Source organism: Mucilaginibacter sp. FW306-07-L, from assembly GCF_058782065.1.
In genome coordinates this window covers 511808-530535 of the sequence record NZ_JBYSXI010000001.1, presented here as the reverse complement: position 1 = coordinate 530535, position 18728 = coordinate 511808, and the positions used below count along the sequence as shown (strand labels likewise).

The window sequence follows — 18728 nt, the reverse complement described above, 5'->3', positions numbered from 1 at the left end:
CCGTCAAAAAATATAGATAGCTTTAGATGAATATTATAGAGCCAAAAAAAATGAAACGTCTTATTGCGTTGTTTAGCAACAAGTTCTTCCTGGTAACGGTTGCTTTTGTGGTGTGGATGATATTTTTTGATACCAATGATTTGCTCTCACGCTACGAATACCACCAACAGCTTAAAAAGCTTGAGCAGGAGCGTGATTTTTATAAAACCGAAACCGACAAGGTAACCAAAGACCTTGACGAATTGAACTCCGACCCCCGCCACCTCGAAAAGTTCGCCCGTGAAAAGTACCTCATGAAAAAAGAAAATGAGGATGTTTACATGGTAAGCAAGGAAGTGAAAGAGGAATAAGTTTTACTTCCCTTTTCAATAATAATCTCTGTTATTTAGAACGAGTTACGAGGAGAAATCTGTCGCTTTGCTAATAAACGCAGACAGATCTCTCCTTCGTCGAGATGACAACAAATAAAGGAACAACGACAAGCAAGAATCGTAAATACCCTACAATTCCGGCCTTTTAATTTTCGGGTAGCACTAAAGAATCACTGCCTTCACAGAAAATTAAACAGCCGGCGATTTTTGTTTCTTTTGATCGCTCAAAAGAAATTTAGAACAGGTAATGAACTATTTAAAGCTGTACTTAGATTCAAAGATTGTGGTTAAAATTATCGTCAATCTGCTCTTGGCCGCAGAGGCCAGTTACTTTGTCTTAGACACAGAGTAACCAAAAGTCAAGCCGGAAAAAACCTTCCACCCACAGGCCATACTCCTTGGCCCGGTTTTCCGGCAACCCTACGCTCTTTTACAAAATTACTATTGTGAGATACAATTCAAACCAAGTGAAATAATAAGCCAAAACAACTTAAAGAGATTTGCTTCAAGGTCGTTTGTAATAAAAACCTCTTGTCATTTCGAACGAGGTACGAGGAGAAATCTGTCTCCTTGGAATGAACGCAGACAGATTTCTCGTTCTCACTTCGAAATGACAATATTTATAAATTTAAATACCCAGCACTTGTTTTAACTTAGCATAACCGGTTTTACTTACCGGTATTTTAGCGCCTGATTTGAGTATGGCCAGGTGCGAATCCTTTTCATAAGGATCGATACGGGTGATCTCGGCAACACTTAGTATGTATGAGCGGTGCACACGTACAAACTGTGCTCCATCCAGTGTTTGCTCAAAAAAGCTCATGGTTTTATTTTTGAGGTAGGCGCCCTCTGTGGTTATAATACTTACGTAATCATCATCGGCCTGTAAATACAAAATATCCCGTACGGGGATGATCTTTACCTTGGTACCGGTTTTTACTACAATGCGCTCGTGCTGCGCATGGCCCTGTGCCACATCCTCTAATAATTTTTCGGTTCTAGCGGCGGGTTTACTATCAACAGCAGAGAGAGCCAGGTATTTTTCGATGGCCTTGCTAAAGCGGTCTTTACTAAAGGGTTTTAACAGGTAATCAATGGCGTGCGCCTCAAAAGCCTTAATAGCATATTCATCAAACGCGGTGGTGAATATTACTGATGGTGGTTGGTCAACCAGTTCGAGCATTTCAAAACCGGTTATTTTGGGCATTTGCACATCCAGAAATATCAGGTCAGGTTTATGCTGCTGAATAGCCTTTAAGCCTTCAAAGCCATCGCCACACTCCTGTATCAGTTCTATCCTATCCTTAAAATCAAGCAAATACTCCATTACAACCATCCGTGCCAATGGCTCATCATCAATAATTAATGCGCGTTTCATCCCTGTGGTACCTTTATAATGGTTGTAAATATATTATCATTTGCATGAGTTTCCATCAAATCATTACGTGCAAATAATAAATATAACCGGCGCTGCACCCCGCGCAGCCCGAAACCGGTACCCTGCTTAGGGCGCGATGTTTGCGGATCGTACGGATTTTGCACCATCATTACCAGGTAATTATTATCTATTTCGCCACGTATGCTGATGGTTACCTGGCCGGTAGTATCGTACAAACCAAATTTTATGGCGTTCTCAACAATAGGCTGCAGCAGCATGGCCGGCATAATGGCTTCGCCGCAATTACGGTCGCAGCTTATCTCGGTATGCAGGCGGTGGCCAAAGCGCACCTTTTCAATTTCGAGGTAAAGGTTGAGGTGGGCAAGCTCTTCATTCAGCGTTATTTTTTGCTGATCGTCCTTACGCAGGGTACCCCGCAAAAAGTCAGACAGTTGATGGATCATCATCCTGGCCTGGTCGGGCTTAAAGCCTATCAGCGCGTTAATGGAGTTAAGGCTGTTAAACAGAAAGTGCGGCTGCAGTTGCTGGCGTAGGTTATACAGTTCGGCATCACGGGCAAGGCTTTCGGCTTCGTTACGGCGCTTCTCAGTTTCCTTTTGGTCGAGCTGCGAAAACCATATCGCACTTAGCATGGCCATCCAGCCGATAGCTAAAAAGTTAGTGAACAGGCGAATGACGAGCGATTGCTGCAAAAAGTTAACGTACACCGCGCCCGGGTTTAACAATGGCAGTAAATAACGTGCACCGGCGGCACAAATGGCGGCCAATGCCACACACCATATAAACAGGTTGATGTAACTGCCCCTGCCCGGCTGGTAATAACGCAGGTTATTGTTTATTAACCAGCAGGCACCGCTAAGCAGTAAGGAACTGCCTACGCCATCAATAATAGCCATATACCAATCAAACCCCAAACTATGGATAATGTAGGTTTGCAGTGCGCCCCACGCCACACTACCTATGGCTATTGCCATGTAAACACGTGATATTTCTGCCTTAGAGATAGCCAAAACGTTGCGCCTTTATCGGTTTAATTATTTATAGCCAGCAAAGCTGATTTATGGTGCGCCCAGGCAATATACAGGTCGGCATCCGGAGCTTCGTGTATCTGGTAATGCAGTTCGGCACCATCAGTAAGCCCGTTTATGGGGTTCACCTCGGTAACATCAACAAATTGCCACCTTACCATTTGCTTTTGGGCATTGGTAAAACTGTCCTGCAGATCGATACCTATGCCGGTAGCTTTTTTAAAAGCCGCCTGCTCGTTATCGGCGTTAACAAGCCTTAATTGCTCATCAAACTGCGCGGGATGGTTGCCATCGCCGCTAATTATCCGGAAGATAAGTTTTGTTACGTACCAGTTCATGTCGGTTAATAGTTTTGTATAGTGTAATTGTGTGTTAGTAACTGCGGATCTCAATACCGGCGAATATGCTAACGCCTTTTATTATCAGCACCTTATCGTTAGTTATTGTAGTGGTATGGCGCATGCGCTTATCATCAACACCGGCAAAAACAGCAGATACATCAGATATTACATGCCAGTGCGGCGGTATAATAAGCTTGGTGGCACCAAAAACCTGCGTAACCTCTATCATTACGTGGCCACGTATATCGGCCTTGGTCAGGTCAATTTCGCTGCCGCCAAATATGTTCACGATCTCACCACCGCGAAAATCCTTTGATAATACGATCTTATCCACCCCGCCAAAAACGGCTGTGGCATCCAGGATATCATCACTGTAAACCTTACCTTTTATGGTAAAAGGCTCATTCGGAACCTCGGTTGCCGGCTGCTCGGTTGTTATGGGCTGCTCAGTTTCAGGGGTTATACGGTAATCAACAACAGGCTCACCGCCAAAAGGCGGCGGGGTTGACGGGGGTGTATTAAAATCAACTGCTTGCTTTTTACTGCCACGGTTAAACTTATCCCAATCGGCTGCATCGTGCTTATTGTTGCGGCGCAGTATCATCCAAATACCAAATACAATAAACGCTACAGGCCATATTACACCGCTGCCGTCAATATTATAACTATCAAGCGCCTCGTTAGCCATAAAAGCCAGGCCTAAACCAACCAGCACAAACCAGCTCGATTTTTGAAAGTTGCTACGGGTACCGATGTACAGGCCAGGTACTATTAAGCACCACAACGGCCAGCTAATTAGCCAACCCGGGAAAAAAACTATATTTAGTTGTTGGATGAGCATCCCTACACCCAGCACCAGCAAGATCACGCCGGCGATAGCCTTGCCGCTACGTGGTCCTTTTTTATATTCTATATTATTGCTCATGTTAGTTTCTCTACAATTATTTGATGATATAAAACTACTATAACATTTATAACAGGCAAACACCTATTGGGTAGCATAAGGCAACTACTCGGTAAACGCGGTTGTTTTGGCGGTGAAAATTCCGGAGAGGTAAAATCAAGACATAAAAAAAGCGGCCGGTAATTAACCGGCCGCTGTATATATTGCTTTAGATGCTTATTTCATCAGGCTGATAAAATCATCAAACAGGTAGCGTGAATCATGCGGACCAGGTGATGATTCCGGGTGATACTGTACCGAGAACGCCTTTTTATCTTTTACACGGATACCTTCGATAGATTGATCGTTCAGGTTAACGTGGGTGATCTCTACCCTGTCTGACGAGCGCACAGCTTCCTGCACTACACCAAAACCGTGGTTTTGTGAGGTAACCTCGCAATGATCCTTAATAATATTTTTTACCGGGTGGTTTAAGCCGCGGTGCCCGTTGAACATTTTTTTGGTCGGGATGTCATTAGCCAAAGCCAGTAACTGGTGGCCAAGGCAGATACCGAACATCGGTTTATCAGCCGCTAATATTTCTTTCACGGTATCAACCGCGTAAGGCATGGCTGATGGATCGCCGGGGCCGTTTGAAATGAAGTAGCCGGTAGGCGCGAAATCCTTTTCTATCTCTTCAAATGATGTTTTGGCCGGGTATACTTTGGCATACACATCACGATCTGCAAAGTTACGCAGAATGTTCTTTTTCACACCCAAATCAAGCACGGCAACGCGGTAAGGCGCGTCCTCTTTACCAAAGGTATACGTTTCGGTAGTTGATACCTGTGATGATAGCTCCAGCCCGTCCATTGAAGGCACCTCGGCCAATCTGGCTTTTAGTTCTTCCACATCCACGATTTCTGAGGAGATAATGGCGTTCATTGCACCCTTATCGCGTATGTGGCGCACCAACTGGCGGGTATCAATATCTGATATGCCTACAATGTTCTGCTCCTGAAAATAATCCTGGATAGACTCATCGGCCTGTTTACGGCTGTAAGCAATGTTATAGTTTTTACAAACCAAACCCGCAATCTGTATCTTACCTGATTCAACTTCTTCATTACTGATACCATAGTTGCCAATGTGGGCATTGGTAGTCACCATGATCTGCCCGAAGTATGACGGATCGGTAAAGATCTCCTGGTAGCCGGTCATACCGGTGTTGAAACAGATCTCGCCGGTGGTAGTTCCTATTTTTCCGGCAGCTTTACCATGAAAAACTGTACCGTCAGCCAGTAATAATACAGCCGGTAATTTGGTGTAGTTGGTCATTATAAAATAAGTTAAATGATTTAAAAATCCGGTTTGCCTGGTGCGACGCGCCGATGAAATGTAAAGAATTACTGAAGTAAGGCACTTCCATTTTCACGCCGCAAAGATAGGGCAAAGCCGTGTAATTTTAAAGTATGTTTTCGCATTTTTTAATATTCGACTAATGGCTTGTTAACACGAGGTTAATCATCCTTAAATTATAGCCAAATAATTGTAGGCCTTAACATTGCATTCATTGTTTAAAAAGCGCTATACAATTACATACCTTTGCCATCAAAATCAGCAAGCACATGTCTGTTAACAAAGAGATTAAACGCGTAACCACCCGTACGGTACAGGAGATGAAGGGCCGCGGCGAAAAGGTATCTATGCTCACCGCTTACGATTACTCATTAGCCACCATTGTTGATGATGCCGGGGTTGATATTATACTGGTGGGCGATTCGGCCTCCAACGTTATGGCGGGCCATGAAACCACGCTACCTATTACGCTCGACCAGATGATCTACCACGCCGCATCAGTAGTGCGGGCGGCAAAGCGGGCTTTGGTGGTGGTTGATCTTCCTTTCGGTTCGTACCAGGGTAACTCTAAAGAGGCGCTTAACTCTGCCATACGCATTATGAAGGAAGCAGGCGCGCATGCCGTAAAACTGGAGGGCGGCATAGAAATAGCCGAATCAGTTACCCGCATATTAGCCGCCGGTATACCCGTTATGGGGCATCTGGGTTTAACACCGCAATCCATCTATAAATTCGGCACTTATACCGTAAGGGCTAAGGAAGATGCCGAAGCACAAAAATTGCGTGAGGACGCGTTGACATTGCAGGAGCTTGGCTGCTTTGGCGTTGTGCTTGAAAAAATACCCGCGCAGTTAGCTAAGGAAGTTACCGAAAGCCTGAGCATACCTACCATAGGCATTGGTGCCGGGCAGTTTTGTGATGGCCAGGTGCTGGTGATACATGATATGCTGGGCATTAACAAAGGCTTTAAACCCCGCTTTTTACGCCAGTACGCCAGTTTGTACGATGTAATGAATGATGCCATTAAAAATTACGTGTCCGACGTAAAATCAGCAGATTTCCCTAACGAGAAGGAACAATATTAGGCTGTTAATAGTTATTAGTTTAGTTCATGATTGATTGTTCATAGTTCATGGCAACTCTGTTTGGATTACATTTCCATACTATGAACCATCAACTATGAATCATGAACTCAATATCATTAGAAAAATATGAGCGAACCTATTACCGATAACGATATTTTATACGAGGACAATCACCTGATCGCTGTGAACAAACGCGCGGGTGATATTGTGCAGGTTGATGAAACCGGTGATGAACCGCTGGACGAGAAGGTAAAAAAATACATCGCCCAAAAATACAACAAACCCAACGGCGCGTTTTTAGGCGTAGTGCACCGACTGGACAGGCCGGTGAGCGGCGTTATCCTGTTCGCTAAAACCAGCAAGGCTTTGGACAGGATGAACCAGCTATTTAAAACCCGCCAGATCCGCAAGACCTATTACGCCGTGGTGCGTAACAAACCCGAACCCGAATATGGCGACCTGGTACACTGGCTGGTAAAAAATCAGCAGAAAAATGTTACCAAGGCGCACGGGCACGAAGTACCGGGCAGTATGCGATCTGAACTGCATTACCGCCTCGCCGGCGAGGCCAATGGCTATTACCTGATCGAGGTTAACCCTATTACCGGCCGCCCGCACCAGATACGGGTACAACTATCCACCCTGAACTGCCCTATTGTCGGCGATAATAAATACGGCTATCCGCGCGGCAGCCTGCGCAGGAGCATCAGCCTGCATGCCCGCAAACTACAATTTATCCACCCGGTGAAAAATGAGCCGGTGGAAATCAAAGCCCCCCTACCGAAAGATGGTTTTTGGGATAAGTTTGCGCATTTGATGGAGTAGTCAGTAAATTAACTTTTATAGTTAAAAGCTTATTATACAACAAGGCCTCATTATTTAAATGAGGCCTTTGTTCTTGAGTAATCAGATGGCTTATTTCAAGCTTGCCATATCAATTACAAAACGGTAGCGAACATCGTTTTTAAGCATGCGCTCATAAGCCTCGTTAATGTAATCAATATTGATAACTTCTACATCTGAGGTAATGCCGTGCTCGGCACAATAGTCCAGCATCTCCTGGGTTTCTTTAATACCGCCTATCATGCTGCCCGCCAGCCTGCGGCGTTTACCGATCAGGTTGAAGGCTGATACCTGCGGCGCTTCCGGCGGAATGCCTACCAATACCATAGTACCATCAAGTTTCAGCATCTGCAGGTAAAAATCATACTCATGCTGTGCCGATATGGTATTCAGTATAAAATCGAACGAATTGGCAACTTCCTTAACTTCATCCTCATTTTTGGTTACCACAAAGTGATGGGCACCCAATTTAAGGGCATCTTCCTTTTTTGAAGCTGATGTACTCAACACAGTAACCTCGGCACCCAAGGCTACACCAAACTTAACCGCCATGTGGCCTAATCCGCCTAAACCTACAACGGCCATTTTATGCCCCTTGCCAATTTTCCAGGTCATTAACGGCGAATAGGTGGTAATACCGGCGCAAAGCAGCGGGGCAACGCCCTCAAGCGGTAGTTTATCTGAAATATGCAGCGCGTAGCTTTCGTCAACCGTTATCTGGTCTGAGTAGCCGCCGTAGGTTGGTGTACCATCCTTATAACGGCTGTTATAAGTGCCTACCATTCCAAAATCGCAATATTGCTCTTCGCCTGCCAGGCAGCTCGGGCAATGGCGGCACGAGTCAACAAAGCAACCAATGCCGGCAGTTTCGCCAACTTTAAATTTAGTTACGGCATCACCCACTTTAGTGATCTTGCCCACAATTTCATGCCCCGGTACCATCGGAAAGATAGAGCCTCCCCATTCGTCGCGTACCTGGTGAATGTCTGAGTGGCAAACACCGCAGTATTGTATCTCGATCTGTATATCATTCGGCCCTAAATCCTTACGCTCTAACCTGAATGGTGTTAGCGGGGCACTTACTGCCTGTGCAGCATACGCTTTTGTTTCAATCATAATATTTGGTGGTATGTGTTTAATAATAAAAGCAAAAATAGAGGTGTATGTTTTTGTAAAACATAATGGAAAAGTAATATTTACGTTCTGCAAATGCGACAGGCATTGACATTGATAACCAATACGCCGTATATTTTTTTACTTTTGAACGCATAACGTACCATGAAGCGACCGGCCATATTATTTATCAGCGCGTTTTTTATCATCTCGCTGTACAACTCATGTAAAAAGGATGACCCGACCAACATACGCAACCTGTTTACATCCGGGCCGTGGGAACTGGCCTCATTACAGGTGTTTAACTATGTAGGCACTACCCAGGGACAAACAGATACATTAAATCAGGATTGCGATAAAAAACAGATATTCCGCTTTAATGACGATAATACCTGTACTTACAGCAACTATAATTGCATTGAGCAACTGCCAATGGGTACATGGTCAATATCAAGAGACAGGCTTTACCTGATCTCTGGTATTACCTGCGATACCTCTGCTACAGGTGGCAGTATACAGCCGTTTACCAATACCAAAATAGTGAACCTTGGCCAATACTCCATGGTGCTGCAAACCGGCGATTTTCAGGAAACCAACCAGCCCACTAAAGTGCGCCGCGTAGTGCAATACAGCTTTACAAGGCAAAGAAATAACTAATCATAGCAAACAATTCGCTCAATATTTTATATTTGACCATATTGTAGCACCAAAATACACCGCACTTGAAAAAACGTATAGCTATTTTCGCCTCCGGATCCGGTTCAAATGCTCAAAAAATAATGGAGCACTTTAAACGGCACAGTGATGCCGAAGTGGCCATTATACTCACCAACAATCCGCAGGCTTACGTTTTACAGCGTGCCGATAATTTTGAGATCCCCTCGCATGTATTTAACCGCCACGAGTTTTATGAGAGCGATGAGGTGATCCGCCTGCTTAAAAACCTTAATGTTGATATTATAGTATTAGCCGGCTTTTTGTGGCTGGTGCCGCAATCATTATTAAAAGCGTTCCCTAATAAGATCATTAACCTGCACCCTGCCCTGCTGCCCAAATACGGCGGCAAAGGTATGTATGGCGACAATGTACACAAAGCCATCCTGGCCGCAGGCGAAGAAGAATCGGGCATTACCATCCACTTTGTAAACGAGCAATTTGACGAGGGCGAGGTAATCCACCAATCCCGCTTTAAAATTGAACCGGGCGATACCCTCGAGATCGTAAAATTCAAAGGCCAGCAACTGGAACATCACCACTTTCCCCGCGTGGTTGAAAATTTGTTGAAGAAGATGAAGAGCTGATTGGTGAATAGGGGAATAGTGAGTATTTAGGCCAGTAATGAGCCATGCACTATTTCATACACAACTAATCTGTTGCCATCTATTTTAAAAGCAATTACCCAATCATTAAAATGAGAGCAGGAATAATCGCTTTCCAAAAATATTTTGTGATTGCATAAAGTATATTGCACGTTTGGTACAGCTAACTTTTTAATTGCTTCTTTAAACTTTAGGGCGTAACGGGCACCACTTCCTTTTGTATTTTGTGATTCAACAAACTTTGCGATGCTATCAATAGCATTTAGAGCTCTTTCAGAAATTATTGTTTTCAAAACGCTAATACCTATTTATCGTCGTCTGAATATTTTGAAAAAGCCTCATCAATATCAATGAATTTTTCATCCTTGTGCTTCTCAAAATAATGCTCCCACTCTGCATTGGTTGCAGGGCGACCAATGCCAAAGGCTAAGGCTTTTGCATCAAGTTCAACAAAATCAGACTGCATTTCAGCTTCCAAACCCAGTTCTTTAGCCAGTTTTATCAGCAGATCGGTTTTGGTTTCCGAATCAGATTTTATGATTACCGTAGTCATACTACTAAATTACTAAAACTTTTTAATACTGATTTAATTTTTGTTTAACCGGATAACCTAATTAAGGCTGGTAATCACTACCTTTGCGGCTTAAAATTCGCAGTAGTACATGAGCAATCCCGTTCAAATAAAAAACGCTTTAATTTCAGTTTATTACAAGGATAATCTTGAGCCTATCATCCACGAGTTGAACAGGCTTGGCGTAACCATTTATTCAACCGGCGGTACCGAAACTTTTATTCGTAACCTTGGTGTTGATGTAGTAGCTGTTGAAGAGCTTACCTCCTACCCATCCATCCTGGGTGGCCGTGTAAAAACCCTTCACCCCAAAGTATTCGGGGGCATTTTAGCCCGCCGCAGCTTTGAAAGCGACGAACAGCAATTGGCTCAGTACCAAATACCGCAGCTTGACCTGGTGATTGTTGACCTGTACCCGTTTGAAGAAACCGTACAATCAGGCGCCGGACAGGAAGACGTGATTGAGAAGATCGATATCGGTGGTATCTCGCTCATCCGCGCCGCGGCTAAAAACTTCAAGGATGTGGTTATCGTTGCCTCCAAAGATGATTACGGTACCTTAGAGAACATCCTGAAAACACAGGACGGACAAACCAACATTGATCAGCGCCGTGCTTTCGCCCGTAACGCGTTCAACATATCATCACACTACGATACCGCTATCTTCAATTACTTTAACGAGGAAGATCCGCTGCCGGTATTCAAACAAAGCATACAAAGCAGCCAGGTATTGCGTTACGGTGAAAACCCGCATCAGCACGGTACTTTTTATGGCAACCTTGATGCCATGTTCACCAAACTGCATGGCAAAGAGCTATCGTACAACAACCTGGTTGATGTGGATGCCGCCGTTGCCCTGATAGATGAATTTACCGAACCTACTATCGCCATCCTAAAACATACCAATGCCTGTGGCGTAGCTACCCGCTCGTTTATTAAAGAAGCGTGGATTGATGCCCTGGCCTGCGATCCGGTATCGGCCTTTGGTGGTGTTATTATTGCTAACGCCGAGATTGACGCGGCCACAGCCGAAGAGATCAGCAAGATATTTTATGAAGTATTGATAGCGCCTGCTTATACGGATGAAGCTGTAAGCATACTGCAATCAAAAAAGAATCGCATTATATTGGTTCGCCAGCGTACCGAGCTACCTGTTAAACAGTTTAAAACTTTATTAAACGGTGTAATTGAGCAGGATAAGGATGCCGTTATTGAAGGCCCTGAACAAATGAACGCGGTTACCAACCGTAAGCCAACCGAGCAGGAATTGAAAGACCTGTACTTTGCCAATAAAATTGTAAAGCACACCAAATCAAACACCATCGTTTTCGCCAAAAATAACCAGTTGATGGCCAGCGGCGTAGGCCAAACCTCAAGGGTTGATTCGCTGAGGCAGGCGGTGCTTAAAGCAAACGGCTTTGGCTTTGATTTAAACGGCGCGGTAATGGCATCAGATGCCTTTTTCCCCTTCCCGGATTGTGTGGAACTGGCGGCCGAAGCAGGTATTACAGCGGTGCTGCAACCGGGTGGCTCAATAAAAGATCAGGACTCGATAGACATGGCTAACCAAAAAGACATTGCAATGGTTACCACAGGTGTACGCCATTTCAAACATTAATTAACGTAACACAATAATCACCGTAATTTGACGCTATAAAGTACAACTAAAATAGTGTAGTTTTATAACCCGCAAATTATTTGAAGCATATAGCAAATGGGCCTGTTTAACTTTTTTACCCAAGAGATCGCCATAGATTTAGGTACAGCAAATACGCTGATTATACATAATGATAAAGTTGTTGTTGATGAACCATCAATAGTAGCTTTTGACCGTAAAACCAATAAGGTGATAGCCATTGGGCGCCAGGCCATGCAAATGGAGGGCAAAACCCATGATAATATACGTACCATCCGTCCGCTAAAAGATGGTGTAATTGCCGACTTTGACGCTGCCGAGTACATGATACGCGGCATGATCAAGATGATCAACTCAGGCAAAGGCTGGTTTTTCCCGTCGCTGCGTATGGTTATCTGTATCCCGTCGGGCATTACCGAAGTGGAGAAACGTGCCGTACATCAATCAGCCGAGCGTGCCGGTGCCAAAGAGGTTTACCTGATACACGAGCCAATGGCAGCCGCCGTAGGTATCGGTATTGACGTAGAGGAGCCTATGGGTAACATGATCATCGATATCGGTGGTGGTACTACTGAGATCGCGGTTATCGCCCTTTCAGGTATCGTTTGTGATCAGTCTATCCGCGTAGCCGGTGATAATTTTGATGCCGATATTGTACAGTACATCCGCCGTCAGCACAACATTATGATCGGTGAGCGTACTGCCGAAAAGATCAAGATAGAGGTTGGCGCGGCATTGCCTGAACTGACCGACCCTCCGGGCGACTTCGCCGTACAAGGCCGTGACCTGATGACCGGTGTCCCTAAACAGATCATGGTATCCTACACAGAAATCGCGCATTGCCTTGACAAGTCGATATCAAAAATTGAAGAAGCTATTTTAAAAGCGCTGGAGATCACGCCTCCCGAGCTTTCGGCCGATATTTACCAAACCGGTATTTACCTTACCGGTGGCGGCGCTTTACTGCGCGGTTTAGACAAGCGTGTGGCTGCTAAAACCAAGCTGCCGGTTCACGTTGCCGAAGATCCGCTGCGTGCTGTAGTACGCGGTACCGGCACCGCCCTTAAAAACATAGGCAACTTTAAGTTTTTAATGCAATAATTGTTAAGATGTGAGATATGAGATGTTAGACTTGAGATAATCCTGTCGAACATTATATATCTCACATCTCATTTCTAATATCTCAAATCCCAATAAAGAATGCGTAACCTGCTGATATTTATCACTAAGTATAGCGCATTTTTTTTGTTCCTGATATTTGAGGGTATCGCCCTGTTTATTTTTCTCAATTATAATAATTTTCAGCGGGCATCATTCATCAATACCAGTAACGAGGTTACAGGTAATTTGTACCGCAACATCAGTAATGTGAACGACTATCTTAAACTCAAAGAGATCAACGATAGCCTGGCGCATGAGAATGCCCTGCTGCGCAACCAGTTACTGTCATCGTTATATGTAGATACAGCGGGTCATAAAAAAATAACAGATACGGTTTATAAACAACAGTACAGCTATATTGAGGCACGGGTAATTAACAACTCGGTAAATAAACGCATGAATTATATCACCCTTAACAAAGGCAGCCTTAACGGTATCGCCAAAGGCATGGGTGTAATTGCCGATGGCGGTGTTGTAGGCATTGTTATGCAGGCTTCGCCCCATTTTTCGGTAGTGCGTTCGCTGTTGCATAAGGATACACGCATAAGCGCCATGCTAGCAAAATCAAAAGAGGGCGGCTCGTTTATGTGGGCCGAGGATATGGACCCGCACAAAGGCTTGCTATATGATGTAGCCAACAGCGCGCAACCTCACCTTGGCGATACCGTGGTTACCGATCAGCATTCGCTTTTCCCTATCGGGGTACAGTTGGGCCGGGTAAGTAACCTTAAACCAAAAGCAGGCGGGTTCTTTCTTAATATGGAAGTTAAGCTATCAGTTGATTTTAGTAAGCTGGAATACGTTTACGTGATCAACAATAAATTCGCGCAGGAGCAGCAGGGACTGGAGGCCCTACAGAAATCAGATGAGTAGGGTAATATTTGCAAACTTCATTCGCTTTGTGGTGCTGGTATTTATCCAGGCATTTCTGTTAAAAAATGTCACGGTTTATGACCTATCTACGCCCTACCCGTACATCCTGTTCGTGATGCTGCTACCGTTTGAAATTCCTAACATCCTGCTTTTTCCATTAGCTTTTTTAATGGGTTTAAGCATTGATGCTTTTTATGATACACCCGGATTACACGCCGCCGCTACGGTATTACTTGCCCTGGTACGGGTGTTGTTCATCAGCATAACGGTACAAAAAGATGGCTTTGATAACGAGCCTGAACCTACATTGAGCAATATGGGTTTCAGATGGTTTTTTACCTATTCGGTGATCCTTACATTTGTACATCATTTCCTGTTATTCAATCTCGAAGTTTTCAGGTTATCGGAGTTGGAGTACACACTAAGCCGCTTTTTATTGAGTTCTGTATTTACCGTATTTTTGATGTTAATTACAGGTTTATTATTTTTTAGGAAGAAAAGGGCGTAAATGAATAATTTTTTTGAGCGCAGGTATGTAGTAGCGGCCATATTTATAACCTTTATGGTTATACTGCTCGGCCGTTTATTTTATATACAGATTGTTGATGACCGCTACCTGTATTTCGCTAATAAAAACGTATTGCGCCGTAAGGTGCTTTTCCCTGCCCGCGGGCCTATACTTGACCGTAATGGCCATATCTTAGTACAAAACGAACCGGTGTATGATTTGATGGTGGTGCCTAAACAGGTTCAACCTTTTGATACCGTTGAGTTTTGCAAACTGCTGGGGATAGATATGGCAGGTTTCCGTAAAAGATTCGATAAAGCCAAAAGCTACTCATTATACCTGGCCTCGCCGTTTGAAAAGCAAATGTCGGTTGCCCTGTACCGCTCGCTACAGGAGCGCCTTTCTGATTTTCCGGGTTTTTATGGCCTGCCACGTTCGGTACGCCGTTATCCCGATTCAGTTGCCGCGCAATTTTTAGGCTACACGGGTGAGGTACGCGATAAGGATATTGAAAAATCAGCAGGCTATTACCGCCTTGGCGACTATATTGGCGTAACCGGTGTTGAAAAAGCTTATGAGGATGTGTTGCGTGGCCAGCGCGGCGTAATTAATGAACTGGTTGATTCGCGCAATGTACCTAAAGGCAGTTATGCCAATGGCGCTTATGACACCGCCGCTGTCGCGGGCGAAAGGCTCATATCATCATTAGATATAGATATTCAGAAACTCGGCGAAAAGCTGATGCGCAATAAGGTGGGCAGCATTGTGGCCATTGAGCCATCAACCGGCGAGATACTGGCTTTTGTGAGCAGCCCTACTTACGACCCTAACATGATGGTAGGCCGTGAGCGTGGCAATAATATGGCACGCATGTACCAGGATCCGTACAATCCGTTGCTGATACGCCCGATACAGGCCTACTATCCCCCTGGCTCATCATTTAAACCTCTGGATGGTTTGATTGCCTTGCAGGAAGGCATTATCAATCCCCAAACCACCTTTTTTTGCCCGCACTATTATATGGCCGGCAACCACCGTGTGGGTTGCGAACACTTTGACGGCGTTACCGATTTGCGCAAGGCGATAGCCATGTCATGCAATACTTATTTTTGTAACGTGTTCGACAGGCTGATCAGCCGGAACGGTGCCAAGCGTACCCGCCAGACATTTATAGACTGGAAAGCCAAGGTGAACAAGTTTGGTTTTGGTGTAAGGCTGGATGTTGACCTACCCAACGAAAAGAAAGGCAACGTACCCGCCCCAGAGCGTTACGACAAGATATTCGGTGAAAACCGCTGGCGTTCAAGCTCTATTATATCATTGGCTATTGGCCAGGGTGAGTTGTTAGCCACGCCCTTGCAATTGGCAAACATTGAGTGCACTATTGCCAACCGCGGCTATTATTATCGCCCGCATCTGATTAAGGCAATTGGTGATAAGGATATCACTAAAAAAGAATACACTGAACGCAATTACGTTGGCGTTGACGAGCAATATTTTGAACCGGTGATAGACGGCATGCAACAGGTGGTTGAGCATGGCACGGCCGCGGCCGCGCGTATACCGGGTATTGTGATGTGCGGTAAAACAGGTACAGTGCAAAATCCGCATGGTAAAAACCACTCTATCTTTGTGGCTTTCGCGCCAAGGGATACACCCAAGATAGCTATTGCCGTGGTTGTAGAAAATGCCGGTTTCGGTTCATCATGGGCGGCACCTATTGCCAGCTACATGGTTGAACAATATTTGCGCGATACCATCACTAAGCCAAAGGCTCAGGTTGAATATATTGTGAACGCTAACCTTTTGCCCCCGCCAAAAGGCAGCAAGGTAAAGGATGCCAAACCCACTAAAGCAGACAGCCTGAAAAAAGGTAAACCTGATACAGCCGGCAAACCACAGCCTGTTTTAAAGGCGGCCAAGCGCAAAGCCAAAAAGCAGACACCGGCGGTTTATTATGCCAACCAACCCATAGCAAGGAGGAATGATGAGCAGTAATGAACGCGGCTTTTTTCAGAATATTGACTGGATAACCATACTGCTTTACCTGTGCCTGTGTACCATAGGCTGGTTTAATATACACGCCGCTGTTTATGATGAAGACCACCGCAGCATGGTTGACCTAAGCACCAACTATGGCAAGCAATTCATCTTCATCATGGTGTCGCTGGTAATGGCCATGATCATTTTACTGCTTGATTACCGCTTTTTCAGCGCGCTGGCACCGCCTATTTATATTGTTACGGTGCTCCTTCTCATATTGGTACTGGTTATCGGCCGTAACGTGGGTGGCAACCAGGCCTGGATACCGCTTGGCGGCGGCTTCCGGCTACAGCCGTCGGAGTTTGCTAAACTGGCTACCGTATTGGTACTGGCCAAATACCTGAGCGGCACTAATATTAAAATTACCGATACCGAATCATTTTTTATATCGGCAGGGATCATCCTGTTACCAATGGCACTGATTATGCTGCAGCCCGATACCGGATCGACTCTGGTATTTTGCTCGTTGATTTTTGTATTATACCGCGAAGGTTTATCGCCTTATTTTCTTATTCTGATCGGGCTAACCATTACGCTCTTTATCCTTTCGCTGCTGGTAAACCAATGGCTGATGGTGGCCGGCATAGCGGTAGTAGGCGCTTTACTGGTGTTTTTTAACCTGCGTAACCGCAAGTTCATATTTGGATTGCTGGTTTGGATAATAGGCTCGCTGGGCTTTGTGTTAGCGGTAAAACCACTTTACAGCAACGTACTGCAAGATCACCAACGCGCCCGTATTGACGAACTGTTGGGCATAACCTTTGACCCGCGCGGGGCTGGCTACAACGTAAATCAATCAAAAATAGCTATCGGATCGGGGCAGTTATGGGGTAAGGGCTATTTGCAGGGTACGCAAACCAAATACTCCTTTGTGCCTGAACAAAGTACCGACTTTATTTTTTGTACCGTTGGCGAGGAATGGGGGTTTGTGGGCTCATTAGTAGTGATCGGGCTGTACCTGTTCCTGCTGCTGCGCATCATCCATATAGCTGAGCGGCAGCACATGGCCTTTTCGCGCATATATGGTTATGGGGTGGCTTCTATTATCTTCTTCCACGTGGTGATCAATATCGCCATGACCATCGGTATAATGCCCGTTATCGGTATACCGCTGCCATTTATCAGTTACGGCGGTTCATCCTTAATAAGCTTTACTGCGCTGCTGTTTATTTTGCTGAAGCTGGATTCAAACAGAACAGGGTATACTTATTAAATCAGCCTATTTATTAAAACCAGCTTTTGAGTTTACCGGTCATTTTATCCTCAACTTCAGGTTCAGGTTCATCTGCTTTGCCTGATGTTAGCTTGTCAATCCCGTTTGCAATATTTGTTGCAACATTAGCGTGCCGTAAATAACTAATAACCCAGTTAGCACCGCACAACCATAAAAACGCTATAATACCAAACCACCAGGGCCCATCATTAAAAAACATAAAGCCGGCAATGAATAATGACATTAATGATGAGACAATAAAAAGTTGCCTCAAGTTGATCTGGTAATGGAGATACCAGGCATTGTACTTGTAAATCAAGCTGAACTTGCCACTGTCAACACTGCCATACAGCGATCCTCTCCAGTTAGATGTTGACCCATTGTAACTAACCGTGATATCATCTACAGCTATGTTATCGGCTTTATCTTCAAGTATGCTCTTCTTAATGTAACCTAATACACTCTCCGTGTTATTGTCGGTAATTACTGACTTTAAACGCCGATCATAAATTACATCAAAAGGGAAGGGCATGCAAAACTTACTTCAAGCTATAAATATCCTCGCTTTTAATATAATCCTTACGGCTTATGGAGTATAGAATATTACCGTTTTCGGCCATAATCAGCCCAATACTTTCATCACTTGCAACCGGAAAATGAATTTGATAGCCCCGTCCATCGTCTAACTTTATGCCATACGTTTCAACCCCGTTTTTCGTGCTCACGGAATTTTGCGTATAGTTATATGTTTTAGGTTTATTGGTGCTATCAGTAACTGTAAACTTTTTAGGCTCAAAGGTGATCTGTACTTTATCACCGACAGGACTCATACCTTTCCACTTACCCCGGTAAGTGTCTGATCCGCTGCAGCCGATCAGTACAATGGTGATAATTCCGAATAAAAACAGGGCGATGTTTTTCATTATTTTGTTATGGGTTTGGGAATATTTATGCGATACTATTTTACGAAAAAAGGCATTTG

General features: G+C 44.6%; 21 protein-coding genes. 11 read left to right on the top strand and 10 right to left on the bottom strand.

Annotated elements, in window-relative coordinates; translation table 11 throughout:
• Positions 1-50 precede the first annotated feature (50 nt).
• Positions 51-350 (top strand): FtsB family cell division protein, encoded by a 300-nt coding sequence (locus tag AC3WJC_RS02415; protein ID WP_492397474.1) that lies wholly within the window; start codon positions 51-53, stop codon positions 348-350.
• Positions 351-999: 649 nt separating this feature from the next.
• Here AC3WJC_RS02415 and AC3WJC_RS02410 read toward each other — a convergent pair.
• From AC3WJC_RS02410 to carA, 5 genes are all read right to left on the bottom strand, one after another.
• Positions 1000-1749, bottom strand: coding sequence for a LytR/AlgR family response regulator transcription factor (locus tag AC3WJC_RS02410; RefSeq protein ID WP_492397473.1), 750 nt, complete (start codon positions 1747-1749; stop codon positions 1000-1002).
• Positions 1746-2744, bottom strand: a complete 999-nt coding sequence (locus AC3WJC_RS02405; protein WP_492397472.1) for a sensor histidine kinase — start codon at positions 2742-2744, stop codon at positions 1746-1748. Before AC3WJC_RS02405 ends, AC3WJC_RS02410 begins: the two co-directional genes overlap by 4 nt.
• Positions 2745-2800: 56 nt before the next feature.
• A complete protein-coding gene (locus AC3WJC_RS02400; protein ID WP_492397471.1) occupies positions 2801-3136 on the bottom strand; it encodes a DUF4288 domain-containing protein in 336 nt (111 codons plus the stop codon).
• 34 nt (positions 3137-3170) lie between these two features.
• On the bottom strand, positions 3171-4064 hold the full coding sequence (locus AC3WJC_RS02395) for a LiaF transmembrane domain-containing protein (protein ID WP_492397470.1): 894 nt from the start codon (positions 4062-4064) through the stop codon (positions 3171-3173).
• A 195-nt stretch (positions 4065-4259) separates the two neighbouring features.
• Positions 4260-5360, bottom strand: coding sequence for a glutamine-hydrolyzing carbamoyl-phosphate synthase small subunit (carA, locus tag AC3WJC_RS02390; RefSeq protein WP_492397469.1), 1101 nt, complete (start codon positions 5358-5360; stop codon positions 4260-4262).
• Between the two features lie 290 nt (positions 5361-5650).
• Here carA and panB point away from each other — a divergent pair, with 290 nt between their 5' ends.
• Together panB and AC3WJC_RS02380 are read left to right on the top strand one after the other, a co-directional pair.
• Complete coding sequence (gene panB / locus AC3WJC_RS02385; protein WP_492397468.1) at positions 5651-6466, top strand: 3-methyl-2-oxobutanoate hydroxymethyltransferase; 816 nt, start codon at positions 5651-5653, stop codon at positions 6464-6466.
• Positions 6467-6592: 126 nt separating this feature from the next.
• A complete protein-coding gene (locus AC3WJC_RS02380) occupies positions 6593-7291 on the top strand; it encodes an RluA family pseudouridine synthase (protein WP_228950163.1) in 699 nt (232 codons plus the stop codon).
• 90 nt (positions 7292-7381) lie between these two features.
• On the opposite strand, the gene AC3WJC_RS02375 is transcribed toward AC3WJC_RS02380, so the two are convergent.
• Positions 7382-8425, bottom strand: coding sequence for an NAD(P)-dependent alcohol dehydrogenase (locus AC3WJC_RS02375; protein ID WP_492397467.1), 1044 nt, complete (start codon positions 8423-8425; stop codon positions 7382-7384).
• 162 nt (positions 8426-8587) lie between these two features.
• On the opposite strand from AC3WJC_RS02375, the gene AC3WJC_RS02370 reads away from it, so the two are divergent.
• A complete protein-coding gene (locus AC3WJC_RS02370) occupies positions 8588-9079 on the top strand; it encodes a hypothetical protein (protein WP_492397466.1) in 492 nt (163 codons plus the stop codon).
• Positions 9080-9144: 65 nt separating this feature from the next.
• Positions 9145-9723 carry a phosphoribosylglycinamide formyltransferase gene (gene purN / locus AC3WJC_RS02365; RefSeq protein WP_492397465.1) on the top strand — a complete coding sequence of 193 codons (579 nt, stop codon included), beginning with the start codon at positions 9145-9147 and terminating at the stop codon, positions 9721-9723.
• 26 nt (positions 9724-9749) lie between these two features.
• Here purN and AC3WJC_RS02360 read toward each other — a convergent pair whose 3' ends face one another.
• Together AC3WJC_RS02360 and AC3WJC_RS02355 are read right to left on the bottom strand one after the other, a co-directional pair.
• Positions 9750-10034 carry a type II toxin-antitoxin system RelE/ParE family toxin gene (locus tag AC3WJC_RS02360; RefSeq protein ID WP_492397464.1) on the bottom strand — a complete coding sequence of 95 codons (285 nt, stop codon included), beginning with the start codon at positions 10032-10034 and terminating at the stop codon, positions 9750-9752.
• 11 nt (positions 10035-10045) lie between these two features.
• Positions 10046-10294 carry a hypothetical protein gene (locus tag AC3WJC_RS02355; protein ID WP_492397463.1) on the bottom strand — a complete coding sequence of 83 codons (249 nt, stop codon included), beginning with the start codon at positions 10292-10294 and terminating at the stop codon, positions 10046-10048.
• A 109-nt stretch (positions 10295-10403) separates the two neighbouring features.
• Between AC3WJC_RS02355 and purH the strand changes: the two genes are divergently transcribed.
• The 6 genes from purH (at position 10404) to rodA (ending at position 17746) form a co-directional block, all read left to right on the top strand.
• Positions 10404-11930 (top strand): bifunctional phosphoribosylaminoimidazolecarboxamide formyltransferase/IMP cyclohydrolase, encoded by a 1527-nt coding sequence (purH, locus tag AC3WJC_RS02350; RefSeq protein WP_492397462.1) that lies wholly within the window; start codon positions 10404-10406, stop codon positions 11928-11930.
• 96 nt (positions 11931-12026) lie between these two features.
• Positions 12027-13049: a rod shape-determining protein gene (locus AC3WJC_RS02345; protein ID WP_194100907.1), complete on the top strand. Its 1023-nt coding sequence runs from the start codon at positions 12027-12029 to the stop codon at positions 13047-13049.
• Between the two features lie 99 nt (positions 13050-13148).
• Positions 13149-13982: a rod shape-determining protein MreC gene (gene mreC / locus AC3WJC_RS02340; protein WP_492397461.1), complete on the top strand. Its 834-nt coding sequence runs from the start codon at positions 13149-13151 to the stop codon at positions 13980-13982.
• The gene (locus AC3WJC_RS02335) at positions 13975-14490 is read left to right on the top strand and encodes a rod shape-determining protein MreD (protein WP_492397460.1); all 516 of its coding nucleotides are present in this window, start codon (positions 13975-13977) and stop codon (positions 14488-14490) included. Before mreC ends, AC3WJC_RS02335 begins: the two co-directional genes overlap by 8 nt.
• Positions 14491-16488, top strand: a complete 1998-nt coding sequence (mrdA, locus tag AC3WJC_RS02330; RefSeq protein ID WP_492397459.1) for a penicillin-binding protein 2 — start codon at positions 14491-14493, stop codon at positions 16486-16488.
• Positions 16475-17746 carry a rod shape-determining protein RodA gene (gene rodA, locus AC3WJC_RS02325; protein ID WP_492397458.1) on the top strand — a complete coding sequence of 424 codons (1272 nt, stop codon included), beginning with the start codon at positions 16475-16477 and terminating at the stop codon, positions 17744-17746. The genes mrdA and rodA overlap by 14 nt, the downstream gene beginning before the upstream one ends.
• A 13-nt stretch (positions 17747-17759) precedes the next feature.
• On the opposite strand, the gene AC3WJC_RS02320 is transcribed toward rodA, so the two are convergent.
• Positions 17760-18278, bottom strand: coding sequence for a hypothetical protein (locus AC3WJC_RS02320; RefSeq protein WP_492397457.1), 519 nt, complete (start codon positions 18276-18278; stop codon positions 17760-17762).
• A gap of 7 nt (positions 18279-18285) precedes the next feature.
• Positions 18286-18669 (bottom strand): hypothetical protein, encoded by a 384-nt coding sequence (locus AC3WJC_RS02315; protein ID WP_492397456.1) that lies wholly within the window; start codon positions 18667-18669, stop codon positions 18286-18288.
• Between the last annotated feature and the right edge of the window lie 59 nt (positions 18670-18728).

What these genes read in the sequence shown, in the direction of transcription:
- AC3WJC_RS02415 (WP_492397474.1), top strand. Translation starts at nt 51, where the DNA reads ATGAAACGTCTTATTGCGTTGTTTAGCAACAAGTTCTTCCTGGTAACG.
- AC3WJC_RS02410 (WP_492397473.1), bottom strand. Translation starts at nt 1,749, where the DNA reads ATGAAACGCGCATTAATTATTGATGATGAGCCATTGGCACGGATGGTT.
- AC3WJC_RS02405 (WP_492397472.1), bottom strand. Translation starts at nt 2,744, where the DNA reads ATGGCAATAGCCATAGGTAGTGTGGCGTGGGGCGCACTGCAAACCTAC.
- AC3WJC_RS02400 (WP_492397471.1), bottom strand. Translation starts at nt 3,136, where the DNA reads ATGAACTGGTACGTAACAAAACTTATCTTCCGGATAATTAGCGGCGAT.
- AC3WJC_RS02395 (WP_492397470.1), bottom strand. Translation starts at nt 4,064, where the DNA reads ATGAGCAATAATATAGAATATAAAAAAGGACCACGTAGCGGCAAGGCT.
- carA (WP_492397469.1), bottom strand. Translation starts at nt 5,360, where the DNA reads ATGACCAACTACACCAAATTACCGGCTGTATTATTACTGGCTGACGGT.
- panB (WP_492397468.1), top strand. Translation starts at nt 5,651, where the DNA reads ATGTCTGTTAACAAAGAGATTAAACGCGTAACCACCCGTACGGTACAG.
- AC3WJC_RS02380 (WP_228950163.1), top strand. Translation starts at nt 6,593, where the DNA reads ATGAGCGAACCTATTACCGATAACGATATTTTATACGAGGACAATCAC.
- AC3WJC_RS02375 (WP_492397467.1), bottom strand. Translation starts at nt 8,425, where the DNA reads ATGATTGAAACAAAAGCGTATGCTGCACAGGCAGTAAGTGCCCCGCTA.
- AC3WJC_RS02370 (WP_492397466.1), top strand. Translation starts at nt 8,588, where the DNA reads ATGAAGCGACCGGCCATATTATTTATCAGCGCGTTTTTTATCATCTCG.
- AC3WJC_RS02355 (WP_492397463.1), bottom strand. Translation starts at nt 10,294, where the DNA reads ATGACTACGGTAATCATAAAATCTGATTCGGAAACCAAAACCGATCTG.
- purH (WP_492397462.1), top strand. Translation starts at nt 10,404, where the DNA reads ATGAGCAATCCCGTTCAAATAAAAAACGCTTTAATTTCAGTTTATTAC.
- AC3WJC_RS02345 (WP_194100907.1), top strand. Translation starts at nt 12,027, where the DNA reads ATGGGCCTGTTTAACTTTTTTACCCAAGAGATCGCCATAGATTTAGGT.
- mreC (WP_492397461.1), top strand. Translation starts at nt 13,149, where the DNA reads ATGCGTAACCTGCTGATATTTATCACTAAGTATAGCGCATTTTTTTTG.
- AC3WJC_RS02335 (WP_492397460.1), top strand. Translation starts at nt 13,975, where the DNA reads ATGAGTAGGGTAATATTTGCAAACTTCATTCGCTTTGTGGTGCTGGTA.
- mrdA (WP_492397459.1), top strand. Translation starts at nt 14,491, where the DNA reads ATGAATAATTTTTTTGAGCGCAGGTATGTAGTAGCGGCCATATTTATA.
- rodA (WP_492397458.1), top strand. Translation starts at nt 16,475, where the DNA reads ATGATGAGCAGTAATGAACGCGGCTTTTTTCAGAATATTGACTGGATA.
- AC3WJC_RS02320 (WP_492397457.1), bottom strand. Translation starts at nt 18,278, where the DNA reads ATGCCCTTCCCTTTTGATGTAATTTATGATCGGCGTTTAAAGTCAGTA.
- AC3WJC_RS02315 (WP_492397456.1), bottom strand. Translation starts at nt 18,669, where the DNA reads ATGAAAAACATCGCCCTGTTTTTATTCGGAATTATCACCATTGTACTG.